At 65.1% G+C, this 25,561-nt stretch carries 22 protein-coding genes and 1 pseudogene; 9 read left to right on the top strand and 14 right to left on the bottom strand.

The genetic code is table 11. The features are described from left to right. From AC5RWD_RS21255 to AC5RWD_RS21265, 3 genes and pseudogenes are all read right to left on the bottom strand, one after another. Positions 1-172 (bottom strand): annotated as a pseudogene (locus AC5RWD_RS21255) (amino acid permease); the annotation flags it as partial. A 130-nt stretch (positions 173-302) separates the two neighbouring features. Then, positions 303-1,235 carry a glutaminase gene (locus AC5RWD_RS21260; protein WP_494021910.1) on the bottom strand — a complete coding sequence of 311 codons (933 nt, stop codon included), beginning with the start codon at positions 1,233-1,235 and terminating at the stop codon, positions 303-305. Next, the gene (locus AC5RWD_RS21265; RefSeq protein WP_494021911.1) at positions 1,232-2,830 is read right to left on the bottom strand and encodes a PucR family transcriptional regulator; all 1,599 of its coding nucleotides are present in this window, start codon (positions 2,828-2,830) and stop codon (positions 1,232-1,234) included. Before AC5RWD_RS21265 ends, AC5RWD_RS21260 begins: the two co-directional genes overlap by 4 nt. A 211-nt stretch (positions 2,831-3,041) precedes the next feature. Here AC5RWD_RS21265 and AC5RWD_RS21270 point away from each other — a divergent pair, with 211 nt between their 5' ends. Further along, positions 3,042-3,707: a cyclodeaminase/cyclohydrolase family protein gene (locus tag AC5RWD_RS21270; protein ID WP_494021912.1), complete on the top strand. Its 666-nt coding sequence runs from the start codon at positions 3,042-3,044 to the stop codon at positions 3,705-3,707. Between the two features lie 393 nt (positions 3,708-4,100). Here AC5RWD_RS21270 and AC5RWD_RS21275 read toward each other — a convergent pair whose 3' ends face one another. After that, positions 4,101-4,892 (bottom strand): MBL fold metallo-hydrolase, encoded by a 792-nt coding sequence (locus AC5RWD_RS21275; protein WP_494021913.1) that lies wholly within the window; start codon positions 4,890-4,892, stop codon positions 4,101-4,103. 137 nt (positions 4,893-5,029) lie between these two features. Here AC5RWD_RS21275 and AC5RWD_RS21280 point away from each other — a divergent pair, with 137 nt between their 5' ends. After that, positions 5,030-5,662 (top strand): dihydrofolate reductase family protein, encoded by a 633-nt coding sequence (locus AC5RWD_RS21280; protein WP_494021914.1) that lies wholly within the window; start codon positions 5,030-5,032, stop codon positions 5,660-5,662. A gap of 12 nt (positions 5,663-5,674) precedes the next feature. On the opposite strand, the gene dapA is transcribed toward AC5RWD_RS21280, so the two are convergent. The 6 genes from dapA to phnA all read right to left on the bottom strand — a co-directional run bounded on the left by dapA (position 5,675) and on the right by phnA (position 13,095). Next, positions 5,675-6,589, bottom strand: coding sequence for a 4-hydroxy-tetrahydrodipicolinate synthase (gene dapA, locus AC5RWD_RS21285; RefSeq protein WP_494021915.1), 915 nt, complete (start codon positions 6,587-6,589; stop codon positions 5,675-5,677). 14 nt (positions 6,590-6,603) lie between these two features. Then, on the bottom strand, positions 6,604-7,752 hold the full coding sequence (locus tag AC5RWD_RS21290; RefSeq protein WP_494021916.1) for a TIGR03364 family FAD-dependent oxidoreductase: 1,149 nt from the start codon (positions 7,750-7,752) through the stop codon (positions 6,604-6,606). 81 nt (positions 7,753-7,833) lie between these two features. Further along, on the bottom strand, positions 7,834-8,727 hold the full coding sequence (locus tag AC5RWD_RS21295) for a LysR family transcriptional regulator (RefSeq protein WP_494021917.1): 894 nt from the start codon (positions 8,725-8,727) through the stop codon (positions 7,834-7,836). Between the two features lie 24 nt (positions 8,728-8,751). Then, entirely contained in the window at positions 8,752-10,221 is a 1,470-nt protein-coding gene (locus tag AC5RWD_RS21300) for an aldehyde dehydrogenase family protein (protein ID WP_494021918.1), read from the bottom strand. Positions 10,222-10,279: 58 nt separating this feature from the next. After that, positions 10,280-11,644, bottom strand: a complete 1,365-nt coding sequence (locus AC5RWD_RS21305; protein WP_494021919.1) for an MFS transporter — start codon at positions 11,642-11,644, stop codon at positions 10,280-10,282. 101 nt (positions 11,645-11,745) lie between these two features. Next, positions 11,746-13,095 (bottom strand): phosphonoacetate hydrolase, encoded by a 1,350-nt coding sequence (gene phnA / locus AC5RWD_RS21310; protein ID WP_494021920.1) that lies wholly within the window; start codon positions 13,093-13,095, stop codon positions 11,746-11,748. Between the two features lie 240 nt (positions 13,096-13,335). On the opposite strand from phnA, the gene AC5RWD_RS21315 reads away from it, so the two are divergent. Together AC5RWD_RS21315 and AC5RWD_RS21320 are read left to right on the top strand one after the other, a co-directional pair. After that, entirely contained in the window at positions 13,336-14,157 is an 822-nt protein-coding gene (locus AC5RWD_RS21315) for an alpha/beta fold hydrolase (protein WP_494021921.1), read from the top strand. Positions 14,158-14,436: 279 nt separating this feature from the next. Beyond that, a complete protein-coding gene (locus tag AC5RWD_RS21320; RefSeq protein ID WP_494021922.1) occupies positions 14,437-14,829 on the top strand; it encodes a hypothetical protein in 393 nt (130 codons plus the stop codon). 83 nt (positions 14,830-14,912) lie between these two features. On the opposite strand, the gene AC5RWD_RS21325 is transcribed toward AC5RWD_RS21320, so the two are convergent. Next, the gene (locus tag AC5RWD_RS21325; RefSeq protein WP_494021923.1) at positions 14,913-16,358 is read right to left on the bottom strand and encodes a GntR family transcriptional regulator; all 1,446 of its coding nucleotides are present in this window, start codon (positions 16,356-16,358) and stop codon (positions 14,913-14,915) included. A gap of 160 nt (positions 16,359-16,518) precedes the next feature. Between AC5RWD_RS21325 and AC5RWD_RS21330 the strand changes: the two genes are divergently transcribed. Both AC5RWD_RS21330 and AC5RWD_RS21335 read left to right on the top strand, forming a co-directional pair. Beyond that, entirely contained in the window at positions 16,519-16,671 is a 153-nt protein-coding gene (locus AC5RWD_RS21330) for a hypothetical protein (protein ID WP_494021924.1), read from the top strand. Between the two features lie 923 nt (positions 16,672-17,594). After that, positions 17,595-18,827, top strand: a complete 1,233-nt coding sequence (locus tag AC5RWD_RS21335) for an amidohydrolase family protein (RefSeq protein WP_494021925.1) — start codon at positions 17,595-17,597, stop codon at positions 18,825-18,827. Positions 18,828-18,921: 94 nt separating this feature from the next. Here the strand turns inward: AC5RWD_RS21335 and AC5RWD_RS21340 are convergent, their stop codons facing one another. From AC5RWD_RS21340 to AC5RWD_RS21350, 3 genes are all read right to left on the bottom strand, one after another. Next, positions 18,922-21,312, bottom strand: a complete 2,391-nt coding sequence (locus tag AC5RWD_RS21340; RefSeq protein WP_494021926.1) for an ATP-binding cassette domain-containing protein — start codon at positions 21,310-21,312, stop codon at positions 18,922-18,924. Positions 21,313-21,463: 151 nt separating this feature from the next. Beyond that, complete coding sequence (locus tag AC5RWD_RS21345; RefSeq protein WP_494021927.1) at positions 21,464-21,874, bottom strand: VOC family protein; 411 nt, start codon at positions 21,872-21,874, stop codon at positions 21,464-21,466. Between the two features lie 10 nt (positions 21,875-21,884). Further along, on the bottom strand, positions 21,885-22,328 hold the full coding sequence (locus AC5RWD_RS21350) for a helix-turn-helix transcriptional regulator (RefSeq protein WP_494021928.1): 444 nt from the start codon (positions 22,326-22,328) through the stop codon (positions 21,885-21,887). Between the two features lie 108 nt (positions 22,329-22,436). On the opposite strand from AC5RWD_RS21350, the gene AC5RWD_RS21355 reads away from it, so the two are divergent. From AC5RWD_RS21355 to AC5RWD_RS21365, 3 genes are all read left to right on the top strand, one after another. Beyond that, positions 22,437-23,618: a type III polyketide synthase gene (locus AC5RWD_RS21355; RefSeq protein ID WP_494021929.1), complete on the top strand. Its 1,182-nt coding sequence runs from the start codon at positions 22,437-22,439 to the stop codon at positions 23,616-23,618. A 69-nt stretch (positions 23,619-23,687) separates the two neighbouring features. Then, positions 23,688-24,341, top strand: coding sequence for a class I SAM-dependent methyltransferase (locus AC5RWD_RS21360; protein WP_494021936.1), 654 nt, complete (start codon positions 23,688-23,690; stop codon positions 24,339-24,341). Continuing rightward, positions 24,338-25,471 (top strand): FAD-dependent oxidoreductase, encoded by a 1,134-nt coding sequence (locus AC5RWD_RS21365; protein WP_494021930.1) that lies wholly within the window; start codon positions 24,338-24,340, stop codon positions 25,469-25,471. Before AC5RWD_RS21360 ends, AC5RWD_RS21365 begins: the two co-directional genes overlap by 4 nt. The last annotated feature ends 90 nt before the right edge of the window (positions 25,472-25,561 follow it).

Genomic DNA, 25,561 nt, shown 5'->3' on the forward strand with positions numbered 1-25,561 from the left:
GGCCGGCGGCGTTGAGCCGGCCGCCGGCGCCCAGGAACAGGCCGGTGCCGATCGCGCCGCCGATGGCGATCATCTGGATCTGCCGCGGCTTCAGGCTTTTGTGGTAGCCCTTGTCCTCCGCGTGAAGAAGGTTTTCGGACACATGTGAATGAGACGGGTCGGCCTGATGCAAAGCAACCTCGCCATTGGGGTTGTCGTGGGGCACGGTGTTCCTTTCGATCCGGGATGGATTGACTGGTTGTGGGGAAATATGTGGGGGAACGGAGTCCGGTTCGAAGCCTGCGCCGACCGCTGGGCTGCCCTCAGAAAACGGACCAGCCGGTGCGGTCGGACAGATCGGCGAGAGCAGCGCTGCCCGCAAGGGAATTTCCTTTGGCGTCAAGCCGGGGGCTCCAGACGCAGATGGCGCAGTGACCGGGCACGATGACCAGGATGCCTCCGCCGACGCCGCTTTTTCCGGGCAGTCCAACGCGGTAGGCGAATTCCCCGGCGGCGTCGTACATGCCGCAGGTCAGCATGATGGAGCCGATGCGTTTCGCCTCGCTCCGGGACACCACGGTCCCGGAGGTTCCGTGACCGTCCCGGGCGAGGAAGAGCCCGGCTTGGGCCAGTTCCACGCAGGTCATCATGATGGAGCACTGGCGGACGTAGTTTTCCACCACCGACTCGGCTGGCTGCCTGAGGTTGCCGAAGTCTTTGAGGAAGTGGGCCAGGGCCAGGTTGCGGCTGCTGTTGCGCAGCTCACTTGCCGCTGCTGCCGCGTCGATGAACGGTCCTGTCTGGCCTGCCTGTCCGGTGAGGAAGCCCAGGAGCGCGGCGGCGGCATCGGGAGTCTCTCCCATCAGGTGATCGGTGACCACCAGGGCGCCGGCGTTGATGAACGGGTTGCGGGGGATGCCGTGCTCCACTTCCAGTTGGACGAGGGAATTGAAGGCCGTGCCGGAAGGTTCACGCAGCACGCGGGCCCAGAGTGTTCCCGCGCTGTCCCGGCGCAGGGCCATCGCCAGGGTGAACACCTTGGAGATGCTCTGGATGGAAAAGGGGACATTGGCGTCGCCTGAAGCGAAGACCTCCCCGGCTGCGGTCGCGACAGCTATGCCGAACCTGTTGAATGGAACGGACGCCAGGGAGGGGATGTTCGCCGGCACAGAACCTGCTTCCCTCTGCGGTCTGTGGGTGCGGACGATGTCATCGAGCAGTGGGCCCAACGGGGGAGCATCGAGTGTCGTCGTCATTTCCTGCCCTGAAGTTCTTTGTGGGTGCAGGCCCATTCCTGAATGTGCAGCAGTGCCACCAGCGCATCGCGGGGATTGCCGAAGTCAAGGCCGGTGACCCTGGCGGCCTTGCTGATTCGGTAGTAGACGGTGTTCTTGTGCAGGGCCATGCGTTTGGCGCACTCGGCCACGTCGAGCGAGGCGTCCAAATAAACATGCAGGGTTTCCGCCAGCTCGCCGTCATTCCGCAGAAGCGCTGACAAGCTACGGTGGCGGAACGCCGAGGACAAGAACTTCCGGACGGCGTCACGGAAAAGGATTTCGGCCTCGAAGTCGGCCACCGTGGCCACGGAGGTGTGACGGGACGCACCGACGCACTCCAGGAGGGCCTCGGTGACGGGAGTGACCGAGTGGAGACTCAGCAGATCAGGGGAGACCGGCCCGACAGCCGCGAAGGGGCTGATGCCCAAGTGCTTGGCCGCGTCTTTGACGATGGACTCGGCCAGGCTCCTCAGCCCGGATTCGCCAGTAGTGGACAGCAGACCCGGAACGATGACGGCGGTGTCGCCCTTGAATTGCCCGACGACTGCCGACGCCTTGAAGGCGGCGGCGTGGATGGATGCCAGGCTGGCCAACTCGCCGTGCTTCAGCGCGGCATCATCGGCCTGGGTGTCGGCCTGGGACATTCCGATCAGGATGAGTGCGGCGGGACGTTCCGCCGGGATTTTGCCGCTGCGCGCAGTGGCCGCTGCCTCCGCGGCGCCGGACAGAATCCGGGCAATGCGGTCTTCGCGCATGTGCACGGACTGCTGGTTGCGGTAACGGATCAGCTCGGCCGACGCCCGGGCCGCGGATCCCCTCAGCACGTAGTCAACATCCGCGCCGAAGCCGTCCCCCGTTTCCTGAAGCCAGATGTAACCCATGATCCGGTCAGCGGCAAACAGTGTGATGGCCAATCGTTCCCTAAGGCCGTCCTGCGGCCGGGCCGGCACTCGCACGGGGAGTCGGGTTCTGTGCAGTTCGCGGTAGGCCCCGAGGTCCTTGAGCAGCAGTTCATATTTTCGCGGTCCCCGCCGTGCCAGGATGGACGCCTTGCGGAGTTCGTCGATGTCGTTCGAGACTGTCGAGTAGGCCAAGACCTTGTTGGCGGCGTCCTCGATGACCACGTGGCTGGAGGTCAGGCGCGCGGTGGTCTGGGCAATGGCAAACAGGTCCTCCTCCAGCAGTGTCAGAACTTCACTCTGGTAACTTCGCGGCTGGATCCGGTCCTTGGCGATAGAGAGGAGCCGGTCCCAATCGGCACCCGGGTCCACCAGCAGCAGCCCCGTTCCTGCGGCACCCAGCAGTTCTTCAGCTTCCGTCAGCTCCTCACGCAATCCCTTGACCGCGACAATCGGCGGCGGGTTTTTCAGGAGCCGGCGCAACGCTGGCAAAGCCGAGCGGCCGCGAACGCCGATCAGCAGGACGAAGGCTGCGCCGGCGTCGGAAGTTTCATCGTCGGCATCGACGATCAGGAAGCGCTCCACGGCCGAGCGCTCGGGGGCCGGACGCAGGATGAGGGTGGCAAAACCCAGCGGGAAATCCGAAAGGATGTCGTCCACCGTAACCGCGGTCATGAGGTTCCTTCTGCGTCGATCCGCCCGGACGGCTTTGTCCGGTCACTTCATCGTATCCAGCCGCGATTCGCCAGAATATGTGATGCAACCCAAATAGGTCTCTGCGTTTTCGGTTCCCGGTCCAAATGCGCCGGGCGTAGTACTTCCCCGGCTGGCCTGTCTCGTCCTGACCGTGCGGCAGGGGGAGTGCGGCGTACGGCAGACTGGTGCCATGAGTGATGATTCGCAGGCGGTTACGACACAGCGTTCGACAGTTGAGGATTGGACGAAAGCTTTGGCGGAGTCCGTTGGTTCCCCTGGCGGTGGTGCCGGGGCGGGCGTGATGCTTGCCATCGCCGCCTCACTGGCATCCATGGTCGCTGGATATACGGAAGCTGACGGGCACCAGCGGCAGGAGCTGGCCGATGTTCACGCGCGGGTGCGTTCACTGCGCGAAGCCGCCCTTCGGCTGGCCGACGAGGACTCCTCGGCGTCCGCGGCTTTCGGCGCCGCCTTCCGGCTGGATCCGGGGCCGGAACGGGAGGAGGCAATACACCGGGCATCTGTGGATGCCGCCAAGGCCTCCGCCGTGCTCGGCGAGCGCGCTATCGACGCCATTGGGGACCTGGAGTGGCTGGCGTCCAACGGGAATCCGGCGCTTGTTGCCGACGTCGTCGTCGCGTTCGGAGCCCTCAGGGCAGCGGTGACCGGGGCGCGCACCAACGTGAGTTTCGACCTCGCGGCGCTCACCTCCGCAGGCCGAACGCTTGAACAGATCCGGCAGGAACAGCCTGCCCTGTGGTCGACAGTCGAAAACCTTGACGCGGCGGTTGACCGGATCGACCGGCTGACTGCCGAGGTGAATCAGCGTTCCGCTCCTGCAGCTTCCGGCTCCTAAAGGCCCAACGCCACAGGTGACGGGCAGTGGCGGTTTAGCCAGCCAGCCCGTCTGGTTCCGATGCAGGAACAACCGTGTGACCCAGCGCCGAACCGAACAATTCACGGGGTTCACATCCGTTGGCCCTGATCCAGAACAGGTCCCCGGAGGGCATGGCAGTTTCAACGAAGCCCACACGGATGACCGTGCCTCCACGCTCCACCCTGACCTCTGTCCCTATAAGATCGCGAGCATCATATGTGCTTCCTGAAATTGTCCCCGGCGTCACTGTCGGTGGCTCCTTACGAATTGAACGGCGTCGGCCCGGACGTCCAGCGGCCCGGGCTAATAAATGAACGTCATTCATTTTATGCTATCGGGGACCGTATTCATAGCGGCAACGCCACGAGTTGCTCAGGCGCCTTCGGGGCCTGACGCCGCCTGGCCGCGTAAGGTTTCCAGGGCGCCTGCCAGAGGCATGCGGAGAGCAGGCCCGTGGCCGGGCAGCACCACCGAAGCGTCGATGTCATCTAGGCGGTGGGTGGCCGCAAGCGCCTGTGCAGGGTCGGCATGGAACATGTGGTGCAGCATCTGAGGTCCTCCGGTCCGGCTCAGCGGATGGCCGCTGACGAACGAATCACCCACCGCTATCGCACCAGCTTCAGGAAGCAGAATCGCGGCATTGCCGGGCGTGTGCCCCGGCAGCAGAACGGCCTCCGGCTTGCCGGGAAGGTTCGTTAGCGTGTCGGCACTCCAGGCCCGGGCATCCCCTGCAGGCTTCGCCTTGAGGGCCCCCGACCTGATGACGTGGACCATCCAGCGGAACACGCGGGGCCGCCAGGCGCGGATGATGACCTGGCCGAAGGTGACCTGGTGCTTTTCCTCCCCTTGGACGTGGGCCAGCTCCTCCGGCGCGCAGAGGATGGGCGTGCCATAGGTTTCGGAGAAGTATGCCGCTGAACCAGTGTGGTCGACGTGGCCGTGCGTGATGAGAATGGCCCGGGCGTCAGACGGGCTCAGGCCCAGTTGGCGGATGGATTCCAGGACCAGGGGACGGTCGGACGGGTAACCGCTGTCGATGATCAGAAATCCGGTCCCGTCGCGGACCACGATCCAATTTGACGCAGGCCCCTCGATGAAAAAGACACCGGGGGAAGGCTCGGACGTGCTGGACGAGGCCTGCCACTCATGGGTTTGCTGCTTCACATGCACATCCTAGCCACCGGCCAGCGGGGCCAGGCGCCCATTTCAACCTCGCGCGGCACCCGCGAGTGTGCTTGGCTGTAGCAAGTAGCGCAGATCCGGCAGGGGTCCGCGGCCGTTATCCAACGAGGTGACGCGACATGAGGCTGACCACCACAACCAACGTCTCGGTTGACGGCGTTATGCAGGGGCTGGGCGGACCGGACGAGGACCGCAGCGGCGGCTTCGACCGCGGGGGATGGGCCATCCCGCTCCTGGACGCCGAAGCAGGGGACTACCTCAACCAGGTCTATGGCGGCGCCGATGCATTTCTCTTCGGCCGCCGGACGTACGAGATCTTCGCCGGCTACTGGGGCGTGATGTCCAATCCCGACACGAACCCGATCGCCGCCGCGCTGAACAGCCGCCCCAAGTACGTGGTGTCCACCAGCCTCGCCGACCCGCTGTGGGCGGGCACGACTGTCCTTCGGGGCGACATCGCCACGGCCGTCGGTAACCTGAAGGCGAATCGCGACGGCGAGTTGCTGGTGCCGGGCAGCGGCGCCCTCGTCAGGTGGATGCTGGCCCATGACCTGGTTGACCGGCTCGACCTGCTCACCTATCCCGTCGTCGTCGGCCAGGGAACACGGCTGTTCCCTGAGTCCGGTCCCGACATCGCGCTCGAGCTGGTCAGCTCGCGGACCACGTCCCGGGGCATCACCATCCAGACATATCAGCCCCGAGGGCGACCGGAGTATGCAGCGTCCACCCTCGGCCCCGAAGAAGTGTTCTAGATTCCTGAGCGTTCAGGAAAGGGCCCAGGCCGTTCCGGCAAGTTCCGCCGCAAGGTTCGTGGCTTCACTCCCTGTCGGTGCCGTCAGCGGGGACCTGGCAACGGCGCTCGGGAGTTTCCGCTGCCGGTGCAGGATGTGTTTAGCCGCGGTCGCCGCGGGAATGTGCCCCATCACGGCGCGGACCAGCGGAGCCAACTCAAAGTGAAGCCGCCTGGCCAGGGCCAGGTCTCCGCCGTGGACGGCGTCGACCAGTTGCCGGAACACGTCCGGGGCGGCGTGGGCGGTAACGCTGACCAACCCCGCCGCACCGGCAGCCAGCCACGGCAGGGCGAGCGCATCGTCTCCGGCGTAAACGGCGAGGTCAGTTTCGGACAGGATTACCGTCGTGGCGCTGAAGTCGGCTTTTGCGTCTTTGAGGGCAACGATGCGCGCGTTCTCGGCGAGGCGCTTAATGGTGTCGGTGCTGATGGCGATACCGGCGCGGCCAGGTATGTCATAGAGCATCACCGGAAGCTCCGTTGCTTCGGCGATCCTGGTGAAGTGCTCCATCACCCCTGCCTGGGTGGGCTTGCTGTAGTACGGGGTGACCACCAGCTGGCCGTCCGCGCCTGCCTTGGCGGCACGCCGGGCCATGCTGATGGACCGGGCAGTGTCGTTGGTACCGGTACCCGCGACTACGCTGGCCTTGTCGCCCACCGCCTCCTTGACTGCCCGGACGAGGTCCTCCTTTTCCTGATCTTCGAGGGTGGAGGCCTCGCCGGCTGTTCCGCAGACAACGAGCCCGTCGCTGCCGCCGTCGACCAGCCTCGCAGCAAGCTCAGAGGCGGTGTCCACATCCACCTCCCCGGCTGCCGTGAACGGCGTGATCATGGCTGTAATGAGGCTGCCGAAGGGGCGGCAGGGGAGGGCGGGGGAGCCGGCTGCCACGGGCCCTTCCCGCATCACAGGCGTTCAATCGTTTCGGCGGCAATGCCGAACGACAGGGTCATGCCGATCCCCGAGGTCACCGTTATCGCCGTGGTGACTGGATCGAGCTCTTCGCGGAGGAGGCAGGTCAGCGGGCTGGAGGCGTAGATTCCTTGCCAGCGTTGCGTAACTGTCAGTTTGGTGCCGAGGATCTTCTCGATCTCACCGAGCAGCCGTGTGGTCATCCATTCATCCTGGAAGGGGCCAATGGTTTGTCCGTAGACGTGGCTGTCGCCCAGCAGGACCGTGCCGTCGGGCCGCCGGGTGAACATGACGTTGGCTCCGATATCGATCAGTTCCGGGCTGTGTTCGCGGATTTCCTGCCGGAGCGCCTCAGCCGCGGGCATGGTGGTGAAACCGTCGTAGCGCGTCATGGAGGTTCCGGTCAGCACTGCCGAGTCCAGGGTGAAGCCTGCCGGTGCCGGGGCCAGGGCCATCTGCAGCGCGCAGCGCTGAACCTGGTAGCGGGCAGCGAGGTCCGGGAGCAGGTGGTCCAGGTCGTGCCCGACGCAGATGAGGACCTTGTCTGCGTGGAAGTCGCCGCGGGTGGTGGCGACGGTGCCCGCCTGGATGTCCTTGACTGCGGTGCCCCACTGGATCTGGACCCCGTCCTGGTTTTGCAGCCAGTTTGCGATGTCCGGTGCCGCTGTGCGCGGATCCACGCGCAGGTCCGCGGGGAGGAACGCCCCGCCGCAGATTTGCGCGTCAGGGGAACCGGCAGAGGCGAGTCGATCCGTGGTTTGCCCTGCCGTGAGCAGCTGCACGCTGTCGGTGCCGCGTTTGTCGCTGAGTTGTTCAAGAACGGCTAGTTCCGTTCGGCTTCGTGCGACGACGAGTGCCCCGGCTTCCGGGGACCAGAATCCCACCGCTGCGGCTGCCGCCAGCCAGCCCTCCCGTGACCTGTAGGCCGTGTCGAGGTATTCGCCGTCCTGGGCCGTGATGCAACAGTGGCCGAAATTTCGGATGGACGCCCCGTTGGGCCGGGCGTCCCGTTCGATGATCCGAACGGTATATCCCTTGCGGTGGGCCTCGAAGGCGTGCGCGAGGCCGACAATCCCGGCGCCCACAATCAGGAGGTCCGTACGCTCGCCGTCGAGCCGGTTCAGGGAATCTCTGGAGTTCATAGGTTCTGCCTCTCAATTACGTGAATGTACGCCTGACGTTGTCCGGCAAAGATTCGGCCGCGAGCCCCGTCAGCCGGGGGCTCAAGGCCAGGAGTGCATTTTCTGGATCATTTCCACGAACGTTTCCTCGATCGCTGTCAGCGGCTGCCCGGCCATGCGGACCAGGGATACCGGGCGGTGCCGGGGCGCGGGATGGATTTTCAGCCGGACGAGTTCGCCGGAGCGAAGGTCCTGTGCCACCACGTGTTCGGAAACCAGCGCCAGCCCCAGTCCGGCCCGGACTGATTCCCTTGCTGCTTCGGACGTCCAGATGGTCCACTGCTCTGCATGGGTAAGATTCCAGTCGGCCAGTGCCTGATCCTGGTCGAACCTGGTGGATGAGCCTATTTCCCGAAGCAGGAACCGCTGGCCTTCCAGGTCGTCAGGAGTGAGGTCACGTCCGGCAAGCGGGCTTGCACGTCCGGCCACCAGGACCAGCGCGTCCTCGAAGATCACCGTCCCCTCCAGCTGCTCGTGGTCGATTTCACCGGCGCAAATAGCCAGGCTCACTTCCCGGTTGATCAGCCAGTCAGCAACCGCCTCGGTGTTTCCTACGCGCAGCTCGGTCCTGAGCCCGTCATTTTCGGCCAGGAACCGGCTGAGGGCCCGGGGCAGCAAGTAGGAGCCGAGCGTGCTGGTGCCGGCGACGGAAAGCTTGCGGTCCTGGATCCCCTGGGCTGCAGCGACGTCGGCGTCGACCTGGTCCATCACGGCGAAGATCGCCCGGGCGTGGTTGGCCAGCACCTGCCCGGCCGGCGTGAGCGACGCGCCGGCCGGGCCCCTGTCCAGCAAATGAGCCGAGAGGGACGTTTCGAGGCTGCGGACGTGGGCGGACACCGAAGGCTGGCTCATGTACAGTCTGCGTGCCGCCGCCGAAAAACTCCCGGTTTCGACGACGGCGAGAAAAATCCGCAGGCCCTGGATGCTCAGATTCATGATCCCGAACCTAGCTGCTCGCCTTTACGCGGGGAAGCTGATGCAAGCGGACCGCCACTCCATATAGAAGTCCCAGGTTTCCGGCGAGCATTCCGGTGCACCGTACTGGGAGAGTTTCGCGCCCATGTGCGGCATGTGCGGCCAGGCCCCAACCCCGGGCCGGTTGACGTGCAGCATGCCTGCTTCGAACCGATCCAGGGCATCGTAGATGTGCTTGCGGTCATTGGTGAAGATGGTGCCGGACATCCCGTACCGGACGGAATTGGAGATGTCCATGGCGTGGTCGAAGTTCTCCGCGTCAATGACGGCCAGGACGGGTCCGAAGACTTCCTCCATGGCCAGCTCGGAGTCAGGGGCGACGTCGGTGAGCAGGGTGGGTTCCATGAAGTAGCCGTGGGCCAGGTTGCCGTCATCTGCGACCGCGCCGCCGGTACGGCACGTGGCGCCGTCCCTGCGGGCCTTTTCAATGGCCAGCACGCAGGCGGCGAGCCGGTCCCCATTGACCACGGGACCCAGCTTCGTGTCGGCGTCGAACGGGTCACCGATGGTGAGCTCTGCCAGGCGGTCGAGCACCTTGCCCACCAGCTCCTCACGCACGGTTCGTTCGACGACGACCCTGCTGGTGGCGCTGCAGCGCTGTCCGGCCTGCCCGAAAGCGCCGTGCAGGATGGCGTCGGCCGCCAGGTCCAGATCGGCATCGGCGAGGACGATGAGCGCATTCTTGCCCCCGAGTTCGAGCTGGGTCCTGGCCAGCCGGGGCGCGGCCGCCTGCTGGATGGCCAGGCCCACGCCCAGCGAACCGGTGAAGGAGATGCCCTTTACTTCAGGGTGGTTGCTCAGGGTCTCCCCGGGCTCCCGGTCGCCCTGGACGAGGTTCAGGACGCCGGCGGGAACTCCGGCCTCGACAAAGATGTCCACCAGCAGGGCCGCGGTGTGCGGCGCCAGGGGTGACGGTTTGAGGACAGCGGTGCAGCCGGAGAGCAGTGCGGGGGCGATTTTCCAGACAGGAATGGCCAGCGGGAAATTCCAGGGCGTGATCAGGGCGACGACGCCGATGGGCTTGCGCCAGGTCAGCGCCATGCTCCTGGGCTCGTCGGCCGGAAGGGTTGAACCTGAAAGCCGGCGGCCTTCACCTGCAACGTAGCGCAGGATGTCCACGGCCCGCTGGGCTTCGCCAAGGGATTCCCGCAGGCATTTTCCCTGTTCCCGCGTGACCGCCCGTGCCAGCTCCTCCTTGCGCCGAGCGAGGATTTCCGCGGCTGCGAACAGCATGTCACCACGCTTGATGGTTCCCAGTGAGTCCCAGTGCTGACGTGCTTTCTCTGCAGCCCCGACAGCGTCCAACGCGTCCTGCGCCGAGGAGTCCGGGAAATTTCCGATGACATCCCGGGTATCCGCCGGATTGATGTTGCTAAAGGTGGTTCCTCTTGAGGACGGCCGCCATTGGCCGTCGATGTAGTTCAGGTTCAATTCGGAGTCTGTGAAGGTGTTCATTTTTCCTCTGATGATTTGCGTGCTGCTGGTGCTGCCTCCGGGGACGTCCCGGAGGTCATCAGGCACTGATGGGGCGCTTGTTCCAGGACGGCATGAGGATGACGGCGGCAACCAGGGCTGCTCCGGCAAAGGTGTAGAAGATCACTATGCCCGAGAAGAAGCCGGGGAGGAGCCCGCCGAGGATGGCGCCGATCGAGCCGCAGCCGTTGATGAAGCCCGTGGCCCCGGCAGCGTACCTGGAGGTGCCGAAGTCCACCGCCGCAACTCCCGAGATCATCGCGTCGGAGGCATAGGCGGTCAGCCCGATGAAAGCGAGAAGTGCCACGATGAGTGGGAGGGAACCGGTCTGGGTGATCGCCTGCCACAGGGCGAGCGCCACGACCATCAGCAACAGGCACAGGACGCTCGGCGGAACACGCCGGGCACCGAAGACCGTGTCGGACATCCAGCCTGCCAGGACGGGTGCCACCATCCCGGTGACACCGAAGGCGACGGGGACCATGATTGCGGTCATGGCGCTCAGGTTCGGCATTGCCTCCAGGACCAGGACCGGGCCCCAGAGCAGGATCGCATAGCGGGCCGGTTTGATCAGGAAGTACACCAGGCCCAGCCGCAGCACCATCGGCTCATAACGGACCGCTGCCAGCAGGTCCCGTATCGAGAACTTCGACTTGGGTGACGGGGTGGCGGCTGACGGTTTGGCTCCGCTTTCGTGCGTATGGTCCAGCAGCGAGGGATCCTCATCGATCCCCGGCAGGCCCACCTCCTGGGGCGAGTTACGTTGGAAGATCATGAACAGCACGAAGGCAAAGGCCATGACGACGGTGCCGGCGACGAACGCCCATCGCCAGCTGTCGAAGAGCGAGTAGGCGACCCATCCGGTCACGGGTGCGCCTGCCAGGCCACCGAAGGCGTAGCTGGTGGAGAAGAAGCCCATGGCGCGGCCGCGTTTGCTGATGGTGAAGAATGAGGCGATGTTCTTGCTCAGCGCTGCCCAGCCGGTTGACTGTGCCAGGCCCTGGGCGATCATCAGTGGCAGGAACAAGGCGACGGCGGGGACGATCCCCATGAGGAGGGAGGCCGCGCCTGCCATGACCATGCCGCCGGCAACGACTACGCGGGTGCCGTATTTTTCGGCGCAGGCGCCCCAGATGAACTGTCCGGCGGCATAAGCGGCCAGGTAGACAGAGTCCAGAAGCCCCAGGGTCTGGCGGGTGAGGAACCCTTCCTCAAGGATGCCGACTTTGGCGGCGGAAAACGCTGAACGGGGAAAGTAAAAGGCGGCGTACGCCAGCCACGAGAGAGCGAAGATTCGGATCTGCCATTTGAGAAGCTCCTGCCGTTTCGTGGAGGTTTTCAGGTTTCCTGTTCCCTCTGGCGGCTGGGTTTGTAGCTGGGTCTGGGGTGAGTTTGAATCGGACACTGCTGAGTCCTCTCGTCATACAAACCTGTTGTTGGCATGGCCCTCAGGGCCTTTGGCCCGGCAGGGCCCGCCGGTGCCGGCGGGCCCTGCCGGGGGAGTAATCAGCTGATGCCCGCAAGGTTGAGCGAGGCGTGGGTTGTGGCCACCCAGAATGCGTCGTAGTTGTGTGTCAGGGCCTTGTCCCCATTGGGAGCCGTGCTTTCTGTGCCGGTCGGGGCGGGGAGAACACGGTTGATGAAGAACGGAATGTTGAGTTCACCCAGTCCGCCGTGGGAGCGCAGGGGAACCTCGAGGTTGCCCAGGTCGTGCCAGGCGGCGTAGCGGCCAAGTGCGGTGTTCTTGTCCGAGAGGATGGTGATGTCCCCCATCCGGTCCAGCGGCATGTCGAACAGCTCAGCGGCTTCCTCGGAGCGGTACACACCGGAGATTCCAGCACGACCGCTCAGGGCGCCGAGGACCGCTTCCCGGTCGGCGTTCTCCGGCAGGTAGACGTTGGCGAAGGAGCCCAAGGCGCCGTGGTGCACGGTGTACGGGTCGGTAATGGGAAGAATGACGCGACTGCCGCCGTCGGGCATTTCCCCGGTGATGCCCAGAACACGGTTGACTTCCTCTTCCAGATAGATGACCTGCGGCGTTCCGTCAGTCTTGTGCTTCGGGCTCATGCCGTGGTCTGCGGTGATCACAACCACAGCCCCGAGCTCATCCAGTGCCGCCGCGTAGCGATCGATCATGGCGTAGAAGTCGTTGGCTGTCTCGGTTCCCGGGGCGTTCTTGTGCTGGATGTAGTCCGTCAGCGTGAGGTACATCAGATCCGGGGTGCGCTGTGCCAGCAGGCGAACCCCTGCTGCCAGGACGAACTCGCTGAGTTCGGCCGAGTAGACCTCGGGCAAGTCCATGTCGACCATTTCCATCACGGCGTCGATGCCGTTCGTTTCGACCGTTGCCTGGTGGGCTTTTTCGGCCGAAAAGCAGATGCCCTTGTTCGACGGGGCAACGATGGCCCCGGAACCGGCGGGGTCCAGGCCCGGCTGGGTGAGTCCGGCGGCAAGCAACCTGGAGAGCTTGTCCTTTGCCGTTACCACGGCTACTGACAGCCCGGCGGCGGCCGCCGCGGCGAAAATCGTGGGGGCCCGGAGGAATTTCGGATCGTTCATCAGGACTTCTTCGCCGGACTCGGGGTCCAGGATGTAGTTGCCGCAGATCCCGTGGACGGCCGGCGGCCGGCCAGTGGCAATCGACATGTTGTTCGGGTTCGTCAGCGTCGGAACGGCGCAGTGGGCCGCCCATGAACTGCCCCGGGAGGCAAGCACCTCCTTGAGCCACGGCATCCGTCCGGCCGCAATAGCTTCTTCGTGGTAGGCGGGCTCGCTGCCGTCGATGCAGATGACCACCACAGGGGCATCCGAAAAAGCGTAGCTGCGGCCATTGACTGAAAATTCCGTCTGGGACATAAAGTTCCTACTCTCCAGATCTGCCCAGCCTCTCCTCGAGGAAGAGCGGGCGAGATTCGTGACTGATGCATCAAGCATCTGTAGGAACCGCAGGACCCGATAGACGTAAAAAAGCTATGAAGGCTATCGGCTGACCCTATAGCCCCGGCAGGATCCCGGATTAGCGGGGGAGTGGCGCGTTCGTTTATCCCACGCGGTCGCTGACTATCACGCAAATGGGTCCTGGTTTAGGCTGACGCTGTGGAGTACTCAGCACGCGGAACACCAGTGCATTATGTCGATCACGGTGATGGGGCTCCAATCCTTGTATTGCACGGCGCCGGCGTGGATCACCGGGAGATGGTCGGTGCCATGGAGCCGATATTTAGCGAGCTCCCTGATTACCGGCGCCTCTACCCTGATTTGCCGGGCATGGGGCAGACGCCGGCGTCGGACACCCTGCACAGCGCAGACGACGTCCTCGACCTCCTGCTCGCGTTTATCGATGGCGTGATCGGTGATGGGCAGTTCCGGCTTGTAGGCCATTCGGCCGGTGCTTACTATGCCCGAGCCATCGCCGGCAGTCGCCAGGAACAGGTGGCAGGGCTTGCGCTGATCTGTCCGTTGGGCGAGAACACCTGGAATCTTCCTGCACACCAGGTCCTGCATGCCTCAGTCAATCCGGGTGAGACGCTCAGCCCGGCCGAAGAGACCGTATTTCGCGACTACTTTGTCGTGCAGTCGCAGGCCATGCTGGAGCGGTACAAGGAGTACGTCGTCCCCGCCCTTGACCTGGTCGACGAAGCCGGACTCGAGCGGATCGGCCAACACTGGCGGTTCAGCAGCAGTCCCGAAGCTGGCCCGCCGTACTCCCGCCCGGTCCTTATCGTCACCGGACGCCAGGACTCCACGGTGGGCTACGCGGGCCATTGGGATCTTCTCGAGCACTATCCTCGGGCCACATTCGCCGTACTCGACCGGGCAGGCCATGCCTTGCCGCACGAGCAGCCCGGCCTCATCAGGGCGTTGATCGCCGAGTGGCTCGAGCGCGTGCGCGAACATCGCACTGGCGCTGATCTGTGAGTTCGAGGTCGGGAGCGGCACTACAAAAACATTCAGAAGCGCGTTTATTAATTTTCCAATCCCGTCATCCACGGCGGCTTGCCCCCGCCTTTCCGCAGATTCATCGGGTGTGCGTTGCGCATGCCGCCGCCATTGCGTTCTTGCTTCTGCGGTCTCGGATTTAAAAATGCTGGACTAGATGTATAAAGTGCCGTAACTTTGCTCTTGAAGCGAGTGAACGTGACTTGCATCACCAGATGCTGCAGACGAGGGGAAACCAACTACAACACAGGAGCACCGATGACCGCTACGATAAACGACCTGATCGACGGTTCGTTTGCCGATCTTCCAACGCCGCGGACGTGCCCTGCCGACGACTTCGCTGCTCCGGTCCTGACCGTTACGGTCAGCGACGAGGCGGTTCTTGCGATCGCCCGCCAGCTGCACGATGGTACGTGCCTGCACGCTGGGGGCTGCGAGCTGCGTGACTTCCACGCGATGGACATTTACGAGACGGATGTCCGGGTCATGCTGGCCGCCATGGTGCAGGCCAGTGCTGAAGCCGGCAATCCGGAAATCAACCCCTGCCGCAGTGTAAGTGAACGCCGATGGTTCCAGGGCAAGTGGTTGTGTGCCGGATGCGGCAGCCACGTACGTTTCGGCGGCGGCGTCGGCTGGATCCACACCCGCTGAACCGGTGCATGGGGGAGTGCGGTTTAGCCGAGGCTTCGATAGCCCCTATCCGCGAAACGTTGATGCCGGCTCCCTGGCACTCGTTACGGAGCCTGCCCTGCGTCTTCTCCGGCCAGTCCCAGGCAGAGCCACCATGGCACCCCGGGGAGGGCTCGTCGTTCGACTTCGTCGGCTGCCGAGATGGTTCCGCCAACGAAGCGGCCTGTGTTGGTCGCGATGATCGCGCCATGCTGGTCCGCGATGCAGGTGTTCGGCGGCAACAGCCGCATGTGGGGCTCGAGTGAGCCCTGGAGCTGACTAACGCGGACGTCCGCAGCGACGGTTCCGACATTTTTTCCGGCCATGGTGACCCGCTTGCTGAAGGTAATGATGTTCTCGTTCGTTCCACTAACATCCACGTACGCGTGGCTGGTGTGGATAGTCGTGTCATCGGCGGTATCGTCGGGTCGCCACGGTGCAGTTTGAACGTCATAGAGGTCCATGTCGATGTAGAGCCGCTGGGGTGATTCAGGACCCGCTGGTGTATAACACCAGGCAATCCAGCTTTCACCGAAGTACGACTGCTCGGCGATAAAGCCGGTTCCGTAGAGAAGCGGGACACCGATGGCCATGGTCCTTCTGGCTGCAGAGTAGATGTCCGCGTCGGCCTGGTCTCGGCTGGCTCCGGACGCGATGCTGGCACGCACCGCTTGTTCGAGCTCGCGCACGGAGGTGGCGGCAGTTCTGTAAAACATGGCGGCCAGTGACTCGATGGCGGCCACAGCGTCGTCGGCCGTGCCCGGAGGGTGCGGCGAATCGGTCGGTGTGCGGTCCAACTCCATTCGCTCGTCGATTACCAGGTTCATGTCACGCCTGACGTGTTCCTCAGCCAGCGCTCGGGCACTAACGGCGTCACCGGCCCTGATCGCCTCGACTATTTTCGTATGATCTTCTGCGGCCGTTTCCGTATGGCTGGCCGGGTCCACCCAGATCAGCGGACCCACCTCGGCTTGCAGTGCCACTTCCTGGCGGGTGAGTCTCACCGAGCCCGAGCTGGCGGCGAGCTCGATGTGAAACTTACTGTCCGCCCGGATTGCGTCCGCAGCCTGCTTGCAGTCCCGGATCTCGGCGGATGTGTAGACGAGGCGTCCCATCGAGAGCCGGTGGGACCGGTCGGCAGCCGCGGCGGCGGCGCTGCCGGCCAGGAATGCTCGGTACTCCCTCAGATCCCGCAGGTCTTCCAGAGAGTAAGCCGCAAGCGACTGGCGTTGCACGCGCGCGATGTCCCCGGTGTTGGCCTTTACGAAGCTTCCGCCGCCTTTGCCGCGCCGGGTCTCCACAAGGCCCAGCCCGCGCAGCTCAGCCAGCGCGGCCCGCAGGGTCAGGGTGGAAACTCCCATTCTGGCCGCAAGGTAACTTTCACTGGGCAGCTGGGAGCCGTCTTCGAGCACTCCTAGTTCGATGGCATGCCTGAGGCGGCGTCCCACCTCCTCGCCTCGGTCCGCGTTCTCCAAAGGGGCGAAGGCGAGCTGCTCTTTCCAGGTAGTCATTGAGCACCTCCAGAAGACGTGACATTTAACCTTGAATGTCTATTGACCTTTATCAATGAATGTCTATAGTAAACAGTATCACTTGGGGTGGTCGGAGCGTCTAGCGGGTCTGACGGTGATGGCAGTCCTACAGCGCAAGAGCCTAGTGAAAGGAAAGACGATGACACGCGAAGAAGCTTTCGCCAAGTGCGCGCCGGACTCGTACGTCGAGTTCTACGGCGGCCGCTGGCTCGTCGTGCCGTTCGCCCAGGTTGAGCAGCCGGTGTTCTTTGTCTGCGCACCGCAGACGCTCCGCAGGAACAATCAGGCCTAGGCAATCGCCGGTTCTGCCAGCGGATGATGTCTTCTGCGGATAGGGGACACGCGGCCGTATTGCCGCCGCGTCACAAGGTCGCCCACCGGCTGGGCCGCAATGTTTGTTGCCGCCCGTTCCGACCCTTGCCAGAGCGAGCCGGGCTCGGAATGAAGTATTCACTCCACGTCTTATGTGCCGCCAACTAGGGGCAGTTCCGTCATGGGTGCGCATGCTCGATTCCATAGCGGCGGAAAGGCAAACCCTGGGCTACGGGGGAGGCCTGGTCTTGTAGTACAAAGCGGCACAATCGGCTTTACTTTACATAATGCTGATTATCGGCGTTATGTATGTGGGCGCGGAAGTGGGGTGAAGGCATCCTGTAGTGCGGTTCCATGCGGCTGGCAGATCAGCATTTTCTCCCCGAGGTTTCAGCCACAAGTTTGCCGCTTTGAACTTCTCGCCAGCACTGACAAGGATTCCAACCGAGCCGTGGAATCCTTCGGGCAAAGCCTGGCAGAGTCCCGCCAGCCGTCCAGATCGGGCGTCGCCGTGCTTTGAACCCCGGCAGCACAGCCGGCATGGTGCTGGAGGCGCCATTCCTGGTAGACACACCAGACGACCAGCTTGACATAATGTCAGACACTCCCGGTGCCGTGGCCAACTCGGCTCTGACTGAACCGACTTTCTCGGCGGCCTAATTCGGTGTGTGGAGGCGCTCTGCTGTTACTTCACTTGGATCCCCAGGTCTCGGCGGCAAGGTGAATTCCCGCCCCGGTAACCCTAGACATACCACCCAGTTGGTTGAAACTTCAATAAGTCGCCTTACTAAGCCTCACCCCTCTCCCCCGAGCCGTCCGGTCCAGCATCCGGCTCCTGAAAGAACGTCCTTGTAGCCCTGATAATCTTCACGGCAAGCTTCACTGGCCGAAAGGAAGGAACACATGCTGATCACCCACGTTCGCCCGTGGGGCGGGGACGCGGTGGATGTCGAGGTCCGGGAGGGGCATATCGTCGCCCTTCACCCCGGAGGGACCGCCGTCGTGAATGCCGGGAATGCCGGCGACACAGTGGACGGGCGCAACAGGCTCGCACTTCCCGCGTTCACGGACGTCCACGTCCACCTCGATTCGACCCGGATCGGGCTGCCGTTCCGGGAGCACACCGGCGGGCCCGGGGTATGGAACATGATGTGCAATGACCGGGAGAACTGGCGCGATACTCCCATCCCCTACCCGGAGGTGGTGGCGGGAACGCTGGAACGGATGATTGCGCGGGGCACCACCCGCGTCCGTTCCTATGCCCAGATCGACGTCGACTGCAAACTGGAGCGCTTCGAGGCGGTCATGGCGGCCAAGGAACGCTTCGCCCGCGCCGCAACAGTGGAGATCATGGCATTTCCGCAGGCCGGGCTCCTGCTGGAGGACGGCACCGTGCCCCTCCTTGAGGATGCCCTCCGGGCGGGTGCCACGACCATCGGCGGCATTGATCCCTGCCAGTTGGACCGGGATCCGGTGCGCCATCTGGACATCGTTTTCGGCCTGGCTGAAAAGTACGGGGTCGACGTCGACATCCACCTGCATGAGCCCGGCCACCTCGGCGTTTTCAGCGCGGAGCTCATCTTCGAACGAACCCGGGCACTGGGCATGGAGGGGCGCGTCTCGCTCTCCCACGCCTACGACCTGGCCAACGTCCATCCCGACGTGACCGCCCGGCTCCTGGAGCAGATGGCCGAACTGGACATTGCCTGGGCGACCGTGGCCCCGGCGAGTGGCGGCACCCAGTTCGACCTGGCCCGGATGACCGACGCCGGGATCCGGGTTGGGTTGGGCGAGGACGGCCAGCGGGACTACTGGAGCCCGTACGGCAACTGTGACATGCTCGACCGCACCTGGCAGTTGGCCTTCACCCACCGGCTGCGCCAGGACCGGCTGATCGAGCACTGCGCGGCGATCGCCACCGTTGGGGGTGCCTCCATCATGGACCGTTCAGTCCGCGGCCTCACGAGCCACAACGACCGGCCGGGCCTGGCCGTTGGCGACGTGGCGGACATCGTCCTTGTCGACGGCGAAACCGTCACGAGCACCGTCATGGACCGGGGCGCGGACCGCACGGTTATCCACGAGGGCCGCGTTGTCGCCGACGGCCTGGCCGTCCTGCCCGGCGCGGCGGCATAACCCGGCGGGAACGCGCGAACGTACACTTGTGGCCCCAAATCCGGGCGGATCTGGGGCCACAAGTGTACGTTCGCGCAGGTCGGCCCGCGCTGGGTCAGCTGGCGCCGACGTAGGCTGCGAGGTGCTCGCCGGTCAGCGTTGACCGACTGGCCACAAGATCAGCCGGCGATCCCTCGAAGACGACCCTGCCGCCGTCGTGCCCCGCGCCTGGCCCGAGGTCGATGAGCCAGTCGGCGTGCGCCATGACGGCCTGGTGGTGTTCGATGACGATCACAGACTTGCCCGAGTCGACGAGCCGGTCGAGCAGGCCCAGCAGGTTTTCGACGTCGGCCAGGTGCAGGCCCGTGGTCGGCTCGTCGAGGATGTAGATGTCGCCCTTCTCTGCCATCTGCGCGGCCAGCTTGAGCCGCTGCCGCTCACCGCCGGACAGTGTGGTGAGCGGCTGGCCGAGGGTCAGGTAACCAAGCCCAACGTCGGCCAGCCGGTCGAGGATCTTGTGGGCGGCAGGTGTGCGCGCGTCGCCATCTTCGAAGAACTCCTCGGCCTCCGCGACCGACATGGCCAGCACCTCTGCGATGTTCCGGCCCCCGAGCGTGAACTCCAGAACCGCCGCCTGAAAACGCTTGCCGTCGCATTCCTCGCAGGTGGTCTCGACCGTGGCCATGACGCCCAGGTCCGTGTAGATGACGCCGGCACCGTTGCAGGTAGGGCATGCACCCTCGGAGTTGGAGCTGAACAGAGCGGGCTTCACGCCGTTGGCCTTGGCAAACGCCTTGCGGATCGGCTCCAGCAGCCCGGTGTAGGTGGCAGGGTTGCTGCGCCGTGAACCGCGGATGCCGGCCTGGTCGATCACCACCACACCTTCGCGCTTGGCGACGGAGCCGTGGATGAGCGAGCTCTTGCCGGAACCGGCAACGCCGGTAAGGACACAGAGCACGCCGAGCGGGAGGTCGACGTCGACATTCTTGAGGTTGTTCGTCGACGCGCCACGGATCTCCAGCGCGCCGGAAGCGGAACGCACCGAAGCCTTGAGCTGCGCCCGGTCGTCGAGGTGCCGGCCGGTGATGGTGTCGCTTTCCCGGAGCCCGTCGACGGTGCCCTCGAAGCAGACGGTGCCGCCGCCGGTGCCGGCGCCCGGGCCGAGGTCGACGATGTGGTCGGCGATCGCGATGCTCTCCGGCTTGTGCTCGACGACGAGCACTGTGTTGCCCTTGTCACGCAGCTGGAGCAGCAGGGAGTTCATGCGCTCGATGTCGTGCGGGTGCAGGCCGATCGTGGGCTCGTCGAAGACGTAGGTGACGTCGGTGAGCGAGGAACCGAGGTGGCGGATCATCTTGGTGCGCTGCGACTCTCCCCCGGACAGTGTGCCTGACGGCCGGTCCAGCGAGAGGTAGCCCAGTCCGATTTCCGCGAACGAGTCCAACAGGTGCTGGAGCCCGGCGAGCAGCGGGGCCACGGAGGGCTCTTCCAGGTCCCGGACCCAGTCGGCCAGGTCGGTGATCTGCATGGTGCAGACGTCGGCGATGTTCTTGCCCTTGATCTTCGACGACAATGCTTCCTGGCTGAGCCTGGTGCCGCCGCAGTCGGGACAGGTCGTGAACGTGATGGCCCGCTCCACGAAGGCCCGGACGTGCGGCTGCAGCGCGTCCACGTCCTTGGACAGCATCGACTTCTGGATCTTGGGGATGAGGCCCTCATAGGTCAGGTTGATGCCCTCGACCTTGATCTTCGTCGGCTCCTTATAGAGCAGGTCGTGCAGTTCCTTCTTGGTGAACTTGTTGATCGGCTTGTCCATGTTGAAGCCGGCTCCGCTGAAGATGCGGCCGTACCAGCCATCCATGCTGTAGCCCGGAATGGTCAGGGCACCCCCGCTGAGCGACTTGCTGTCGTCGTACAGCGCGGTCAGATCAAAGTCGCTGACGTTGCCCATGCCTTCGCAGCGGGGGCACATGCCGCCGAGCCGGTTGAACGTCGCCTTCTCCGCCCTGGTCTTGTTGCCGCGCTCGACGGTGATTGCTCCGCTGGCCTTCACCGTCGGGATGTTGAAGGAGTAGGCATTGGGCGAGCCGATGTGGGGCTGGCCCAGCCTGCTGAAGAGGATCCGCAGCATCGCGTTGGCGTCGGTCGCGGTGCCCACGGTGGAGCGCGGGTTGGCCCCCATCCGCTCCTGGTCGACGATGATGGCCGTCGTCAGCCCCTCCAGCACATCGACGTCGGGCCGCGACAGTGTGGGCATGAACCCCTGCACGAAGGCGCTGTACGTTTCGTTGATCATCCGCTGCGACTCCGCGGCGATCGTGCCGAACACCAGGGAGCTCTTGCCCGAGCCGGAGACACCGGTGAACACGGTCAGGCGGCGCTTGGGGATCTCGACGCTGACGTCCTTGAGGTTGTTTACGCGCGCGCCCTGTACCCGGATCAGGTCATGGCCGTCGGCGGTGTGCAGTCCGGAAGACTTCGTGTCCGTCCTCGTGGTTATGGTCATCGTGTCTCCATCTGATAAGCGGATAGCAGGTTGAGCCCGCAGGCTTCGCGCGCCATGTCTGATTCTTGTTCGTTGGCGCGGCTGCGGCAACAGCAACGCCGCACGGCCGGCGGACGCAGCAGCTGCGCCCGCCGGCCGTGGCCGAAAATAACTACCGGACCTCGTTGATGCGGATCAGGTTCCCCGCCGGATCGCGGAAGGCGCAGTCGCGGACGCCGTATGGCTGGTCAGTGGGCTCCTGGACCACCTCGGCGCCGCTGGCCTGCACCTTGTCGAAAGTGCCGTCCAGGTCGGGGGTGCCGAGCACCAGACGGGCGTAGGTGCCCTTGGCCATCATCTCGGTGATGGTGCGCCGCTCGTCCTCCGTGATGCCTGGATCGGCAGCCGGCGGTTCCAGGACCACGGAGGTGCCCGGCTGGTCAGGCGGGCCGAGGGTTAGCCAGCGCATCCCGCCGTACCCCACGTCATTGCGGAGCTCAAAACCGAGAGTGTCGCGATAGAACGCCAGGGAGGCCTCGGCGTCGTTATGCGGAAGGAAAGTGTAGTGAATGGTGAGGTTCATGCCGATCAGTCTAGGTACGGCCGGGCAGGACCGCTTCTCGATTCCTGACCGGTCTGCTCACCTGTTTCACCACACACGGCGGGATGCCCGCCGCCTCCCCCGCCGCCTGCGTCCGGTAGGCGCTGGGCGGCATGCCGACAAGCTCGGTGAAGCGGCTGCTGAACGTCCCCAGCGACGAACAGCCGACGGCGAAACACACCTCGGTGACGCTGAGGTCGCCGCGCCGCAGCAGCGCCATCGCCCGCTCGATGCGCCGCGTCATGAGGTAGGCGTACGGGGGCTCGCCGTAGGCTTCCCGGAACTGCCGACTGAGGTGCCCGGCCGACATATTCACGCCGCGGGCAAGCACCTCGACGTCCAGCGGCTGGGCGTACTCCCTGTCGATGCGGTCGCGGACGCGGCGCAGGCGCGCCAGATCGTCCAGGCGCTGTTCTGCGGCGGGTCTGGTGGTCACAATCGTGATGGTGCTACCTCCCGCCAGAGTTGTCCAGTCCCGCGGAGTAGCCGGCTGCGGCCAGCCCAATCCATTGTCTTAACCTGCGCTCTCGCTAAGAATGAACGAATGACGGTCTACGTGAGAGCTCTCGAAACTGCAGTTCCGCCGACTTTGCTCATCCAGCATGAGGCCCGTGACGTGTTCGCAGCGCAGCCCGGGCTGACACGCCTTGGCTCACGGCTTGTGTCCACTTGCTTTGATTCCGCCGCCATCGACACCCGCTACACGGCGGTCCGCGAACTGACCCTGGACTCCACCGCCGAAAACCCGCAGTTCTTTGATCCGCAGACCGGCCTGCTGCGGAGCCCCAGCACCAAGGCACGCAACAACCTCTTCGCCGAGGAAGCCACCAAGCTTTTCATCCAGGCGGCGGACGCGGCCGTTTCCAAGTGCGACGGCATTGACCCGCAGGACATCACCCACCTCATCACGGTCTCCTGCACCGGCTTTTTCAACCCCGGGCCGGACTACAAGATCGTCCGCGCCCTGGGCCTCAACCCTGCGGTGCAGCGTTACCACCTCGGCTTCATGGGCTGCTACGCAGCCTTCCCGGCGCTCCGGGCGGCCAAATCCTTCTGTGCGGCGGACCCGACGGCGGTTGTCCTGGTGGTGTGCGCCGAACTGTGCTCCCTGCACGTGCGGACCTCCAACGACCCCGACACGATCATGGGGTCTGCGCTGTTTGCGGACGGCGCGGCGGCAGCGGTCGTGACGGCACGCGAGGACCTGGAATCCCCGCCGCTGCTGCGGCTGGACCACTTCGAGACGGTCCTGACCCCGGTGGGTGAGGATTCGATGGCCTGGAACATAGGCGATGAAGGATTTGAGATGGTGCTTGGCAACTACGTGCCGCACATCATCGACGACCACATTGTGGGCGCGCTCGAGCCGCTGCTGGCCCAAGACCCCTCGCTGCGGGGCCTCGCTTACCGCGACATCACCCACTGGGCCATCCACCCAGGCGGCCGGAGCATCCTGGACAAGGTGCAGTCCCGGCTGGACCTCACCGACGAGCAGCTGCATCCGGCCCGGGAAACGCTGCGGAACTATGGCAACATGAGCAGCGCCACGGTGCTCTTCGTCCTCAAACACATCGTGGATCTTCCTCCGTGGGACGGGGACGAGCGCGTCTGCTCCATGGCGTTCGGCCCCGGGCTGACGGTGGAAACCGGGCTGTTCACCAAGGTGAAGCAGCCGGCGGATGGATTCCAGGCGGTGGCCGGCGAGGCCGAGCCGTCCCTGGCCTGACCGGCTGTGAGAATCCCGGGAACGGGCCCAGGCACCCTTGGCCGGCGGGACACGGACGCTGTCGAGGACATGGACCGGCCGGACTGCGACCCGGACCGGCTGCGGCGCACCTACAAACAGTTCGCACTGGTCAACCGCGTGGTCTCAGGCTGGCACGGGCTGTACCGCACCAGGGTGCGCCCGCAGGTGAACGGCAAGGGCACCGCAACGCTGCTGGACGTAGGCTGCGGCGGCGGCGACCTTGCCGTGATGCTCGCCCGCTGGGCGTCGAGGGACGGGATCCGGCTACACGTGACAGGGATTGACCCGGATGAAAGGGCCTTCCGCTTCGCCGCCGGCCGGACGCCCGTCCCCGGCGTGGAGTTCCGGCAGGCGAGCAGCGGTGATCTGCTGTCCGAGGGCAAGTCGTACGACGTCGTCATCTCCAACCACGTGCTGCACCATTTGACTGCGCCGGAACTGCAGCAGTTCCTGGATGACTCCGCCGGGCTGGCCCGCCGCCTGGCCCTGCACAATGACCTAAGCCGGAGCGCGGCTGCCTACGCGCTGTTCAGTGCCGGCGCCCTCCCGCTCACCGGCTCCTATATCCGCGGGGACGGGCTGACCTCGATCAGGCGCAGCTACACCGTGTCGGAGCTGGCCGCCGTGGTCCCTGCCGGCTGGACGGTGGAACCGCACTCCCCCTTCCACTGCCTGCTCACCTACCGGCGGCGCCCGGCATGACCGACGTGCTGATCGTGGGCGGCGGGCCGGTTGGACTCTTCCTCGGTTCGCTGCTCCTGCGGCACGAGGTTTCGGTGCGGGTCCTCGAAAGACGGACCGGCCGGAACGCCCACACCCGGGCCATCGGCATCCATCCGCCGGCGCTCGCCGCCCTGGAGCGCATCGGCGTTGCCCAGGAGCTGGTTGGCCGTGGCGTCCCCATCCGCCAGGGCTTCGCTGTGAGCAACGGGCGGAGGATCGCCCGCATGCCGTTCGCCCCGGTTTCCGAGCGGTACCCGTTCGTCCTTGCCGTGCCCCAGCCGGTGACGGAGGAAGTCCTGGAGCGGCGCCTCCGGGAGCTGGACGGCGGCGCGCTGGTCCGTGACGCCGAGGTGACAGGAATGTACGACGACGGCGGCCGGGTCACGCTCAGCGTCACCACTGCCGGGGCCGCTTCCAGCCACTCCGCCGCTTTCGCGGTAGGCGCCGACGGCGCCTACTCGACGCTGCGGACGCTTCTGGGGGTCGCGGCGCCGGAGAAACTGTATCCGGACCACTACCTCATGGGTGACTTCCCCGAATCCAGCCCCTTCGGCAGCGACGCTGCGCTGTTCCTGGAAAGCGACGGCATTGTGGAGTCCTTCCCGCTGCCAGGCGGAGTCCGCCGCTGGGTAGTCCGGCTGGGGAGGCCCCCTGCCTGCCCCGATGCGGAACAGTTGGCCGGACTCGTTGGCCGCAGAACCAGCGTGGCGCTGGACTCCGGCGCAAACACCATGCTCAGCAGCTTCAGCGTCCGGTCGAGGCTGGCCGCGCGCATGGTGTCCGGCCGGGTGGCGCTCGTCGGAGATGCGGCGCATGAGATCAGCCCCATCGGCGGCCAGGGAATGAACCTTGGCTGGCTGGACGCTGAAGCACTGCTGCCGGCGATTCTCGCCGTCGTGCGCGGTGAGCCTTCCGCCGAAGCGTTGCGGCGTTTCGATGGCTTCCGCCGCCGGGCCGCAGCCGCCGCGAGACGCCAGGCCGAGGTGAACATGGCGCTGGGCAGGCCGCTTCCAGTCGGGCTGCTGCGGCCCCGGAATGCGGCGATCGCCGGCGTCGCCGCCGTACCGGCCTTCAACGCGTTGGTGGCCCGGCGCTTCACGATGCAATAGCGTGCGACGGCTCGGCGTGAAGCGGCGCGTCACCGTGCGTCGCGGCTCTGTGCCACCCGGTCCTGTGCAACCCGGCCTGTGTGCCGCGAC

This window comes from Arthrobacter sp. CMU6, assembly GCF_059090205.1.

What these genes read in the sequence shown, in the direction of transcription:
- AC5RWD_RS21300 (WP_494021918.1), bottom strand. Translation starts at nt 10,221, where the DNA reads ATGAACACCTTCACAGACTCCGAATTGAACCTGAACTACATCGACGGC.
- AC5RWD_RS21325 (WP_494021923.1), bottom strand. Translation starts at nt 16,358, where the DNA reads ATGACTACCTGGAAAGAGCAGCTCGCCTTCGCCCCTTTGGAGAACGCG.
- AC5RWD_RS21335 (WP_494021925.1), top strand. Translation starts at nt 17,595, where the DNA reads ATGCTGATCACCCACGTTCGCCCGTGGGGCGGGGACGCGGTGGATGTC.
- AC5RWD_RS21290 (WP_494021916.1), bottom strand. Translation starts at nt 7,752, where the DNA reads ATGAACTCCAGAGATTCCCTGAACCGGCTCGACGGCGAGCGTACGGAC.
- AC5RWD_RS21365 (WP_494021930.1), top strand. Translation starts at nt 24,338, where the DNA reads ATGACCGACGTGCTGATCGTGGGCGGCGGGCCGGTTGGACTCTTCCTC.
- AC5RWD_RS21270 (WP_494021912.1), top strand. Translation starts at nt 3,042, where the DNA reads ATGAGTGATGATTCGCAGGCGGTTACGACACAGCGTTCGACAGTTGAG.
- AC5RWD_RS21265 (WP_494021911.1), bottom strand. Translation starts at nt 2,830, where the DNA reads ATGACCGCGGTTACGGTGGACGACATCCTTTCGGATTTCCCGCTGGGT.
- AC5RWD_RS21320 (WP_494021922.1), top strand. Translation starts at nt 14,437, where the DNA reads ATGACCGCTACGATAAACGACCTGATCGACGGTTCGTTTGCCGATCTT.
- AC5RWD_RS21345 (WP_494021927.1), bottom strand. Translation starts at nt 21,874, where the DNA reads ATGAACCTCACCATTCACTACACTTTCCTTCCGCATAACGACGCCGAG.
- AC5RWD_RS21280 (WP_494021914.1), top strand. Translation starts at nt 5,030, where the DNA reads ATGAGGCTGACCACCACAACCAACGTCTCGGTTGACGGCGTTATGCAG.
- AC5RWD_RS21330 (WP_494021924.1), top strand. Translation starts at nt 16,519, where the DNA reads ATGACACGCGAAGAAGCTTTCGCCAAGTGCGCGCCGGACTCGTACGTC.
- AC5RWD_RS21295 (WP_494021917.1), bottom strand. Translation starts at nt 8,727, where the DNA reads ATGAATCTGAGCATCCAGGGCCTGCGGATTTTTCTCGCCGTCGTCGAA.
- AC5RWD_RS21340 (WP_494021926.1), bottom strand. Translation starts at nt 21,312, where the DNA reads ATGACCATAACCACGAGGACGGACACGAAGTCTTCCGGACTGCACACC.
- AC5RWD_RS21260 (WP_494021910.1), bottom strand. Translation starts at nt 1,235, where the DNA reads ATGACGACGACACTCGATGCTCCCCCGTTGGGCCCACTGCTCGATGAC.
- AC5RWD_RS21355 (WP_494021929.1), top strand. Translation starts at nt 22,437, where the DNA reads ATGACGGTCTACGTGAGAGCTCTCGAAACTGCAGTTCCGCCGACTTTG.
- AC5RWD_RS21360 (WP_494021936.1), top strand. Translation starts at nt 23,688, where the DNA reads ATGGACCGGCCGGACTGCGACCCGGACCGGCTGCGGCGCACCTACAAA.
- phnA (WP_494021920.1), bottom strand. Translation starts at nt 13,095, where the DNA reads ATGTCCCAGACGGAATTTTCAGTCAATGGCCGCAGCTACGCTTTTTCG.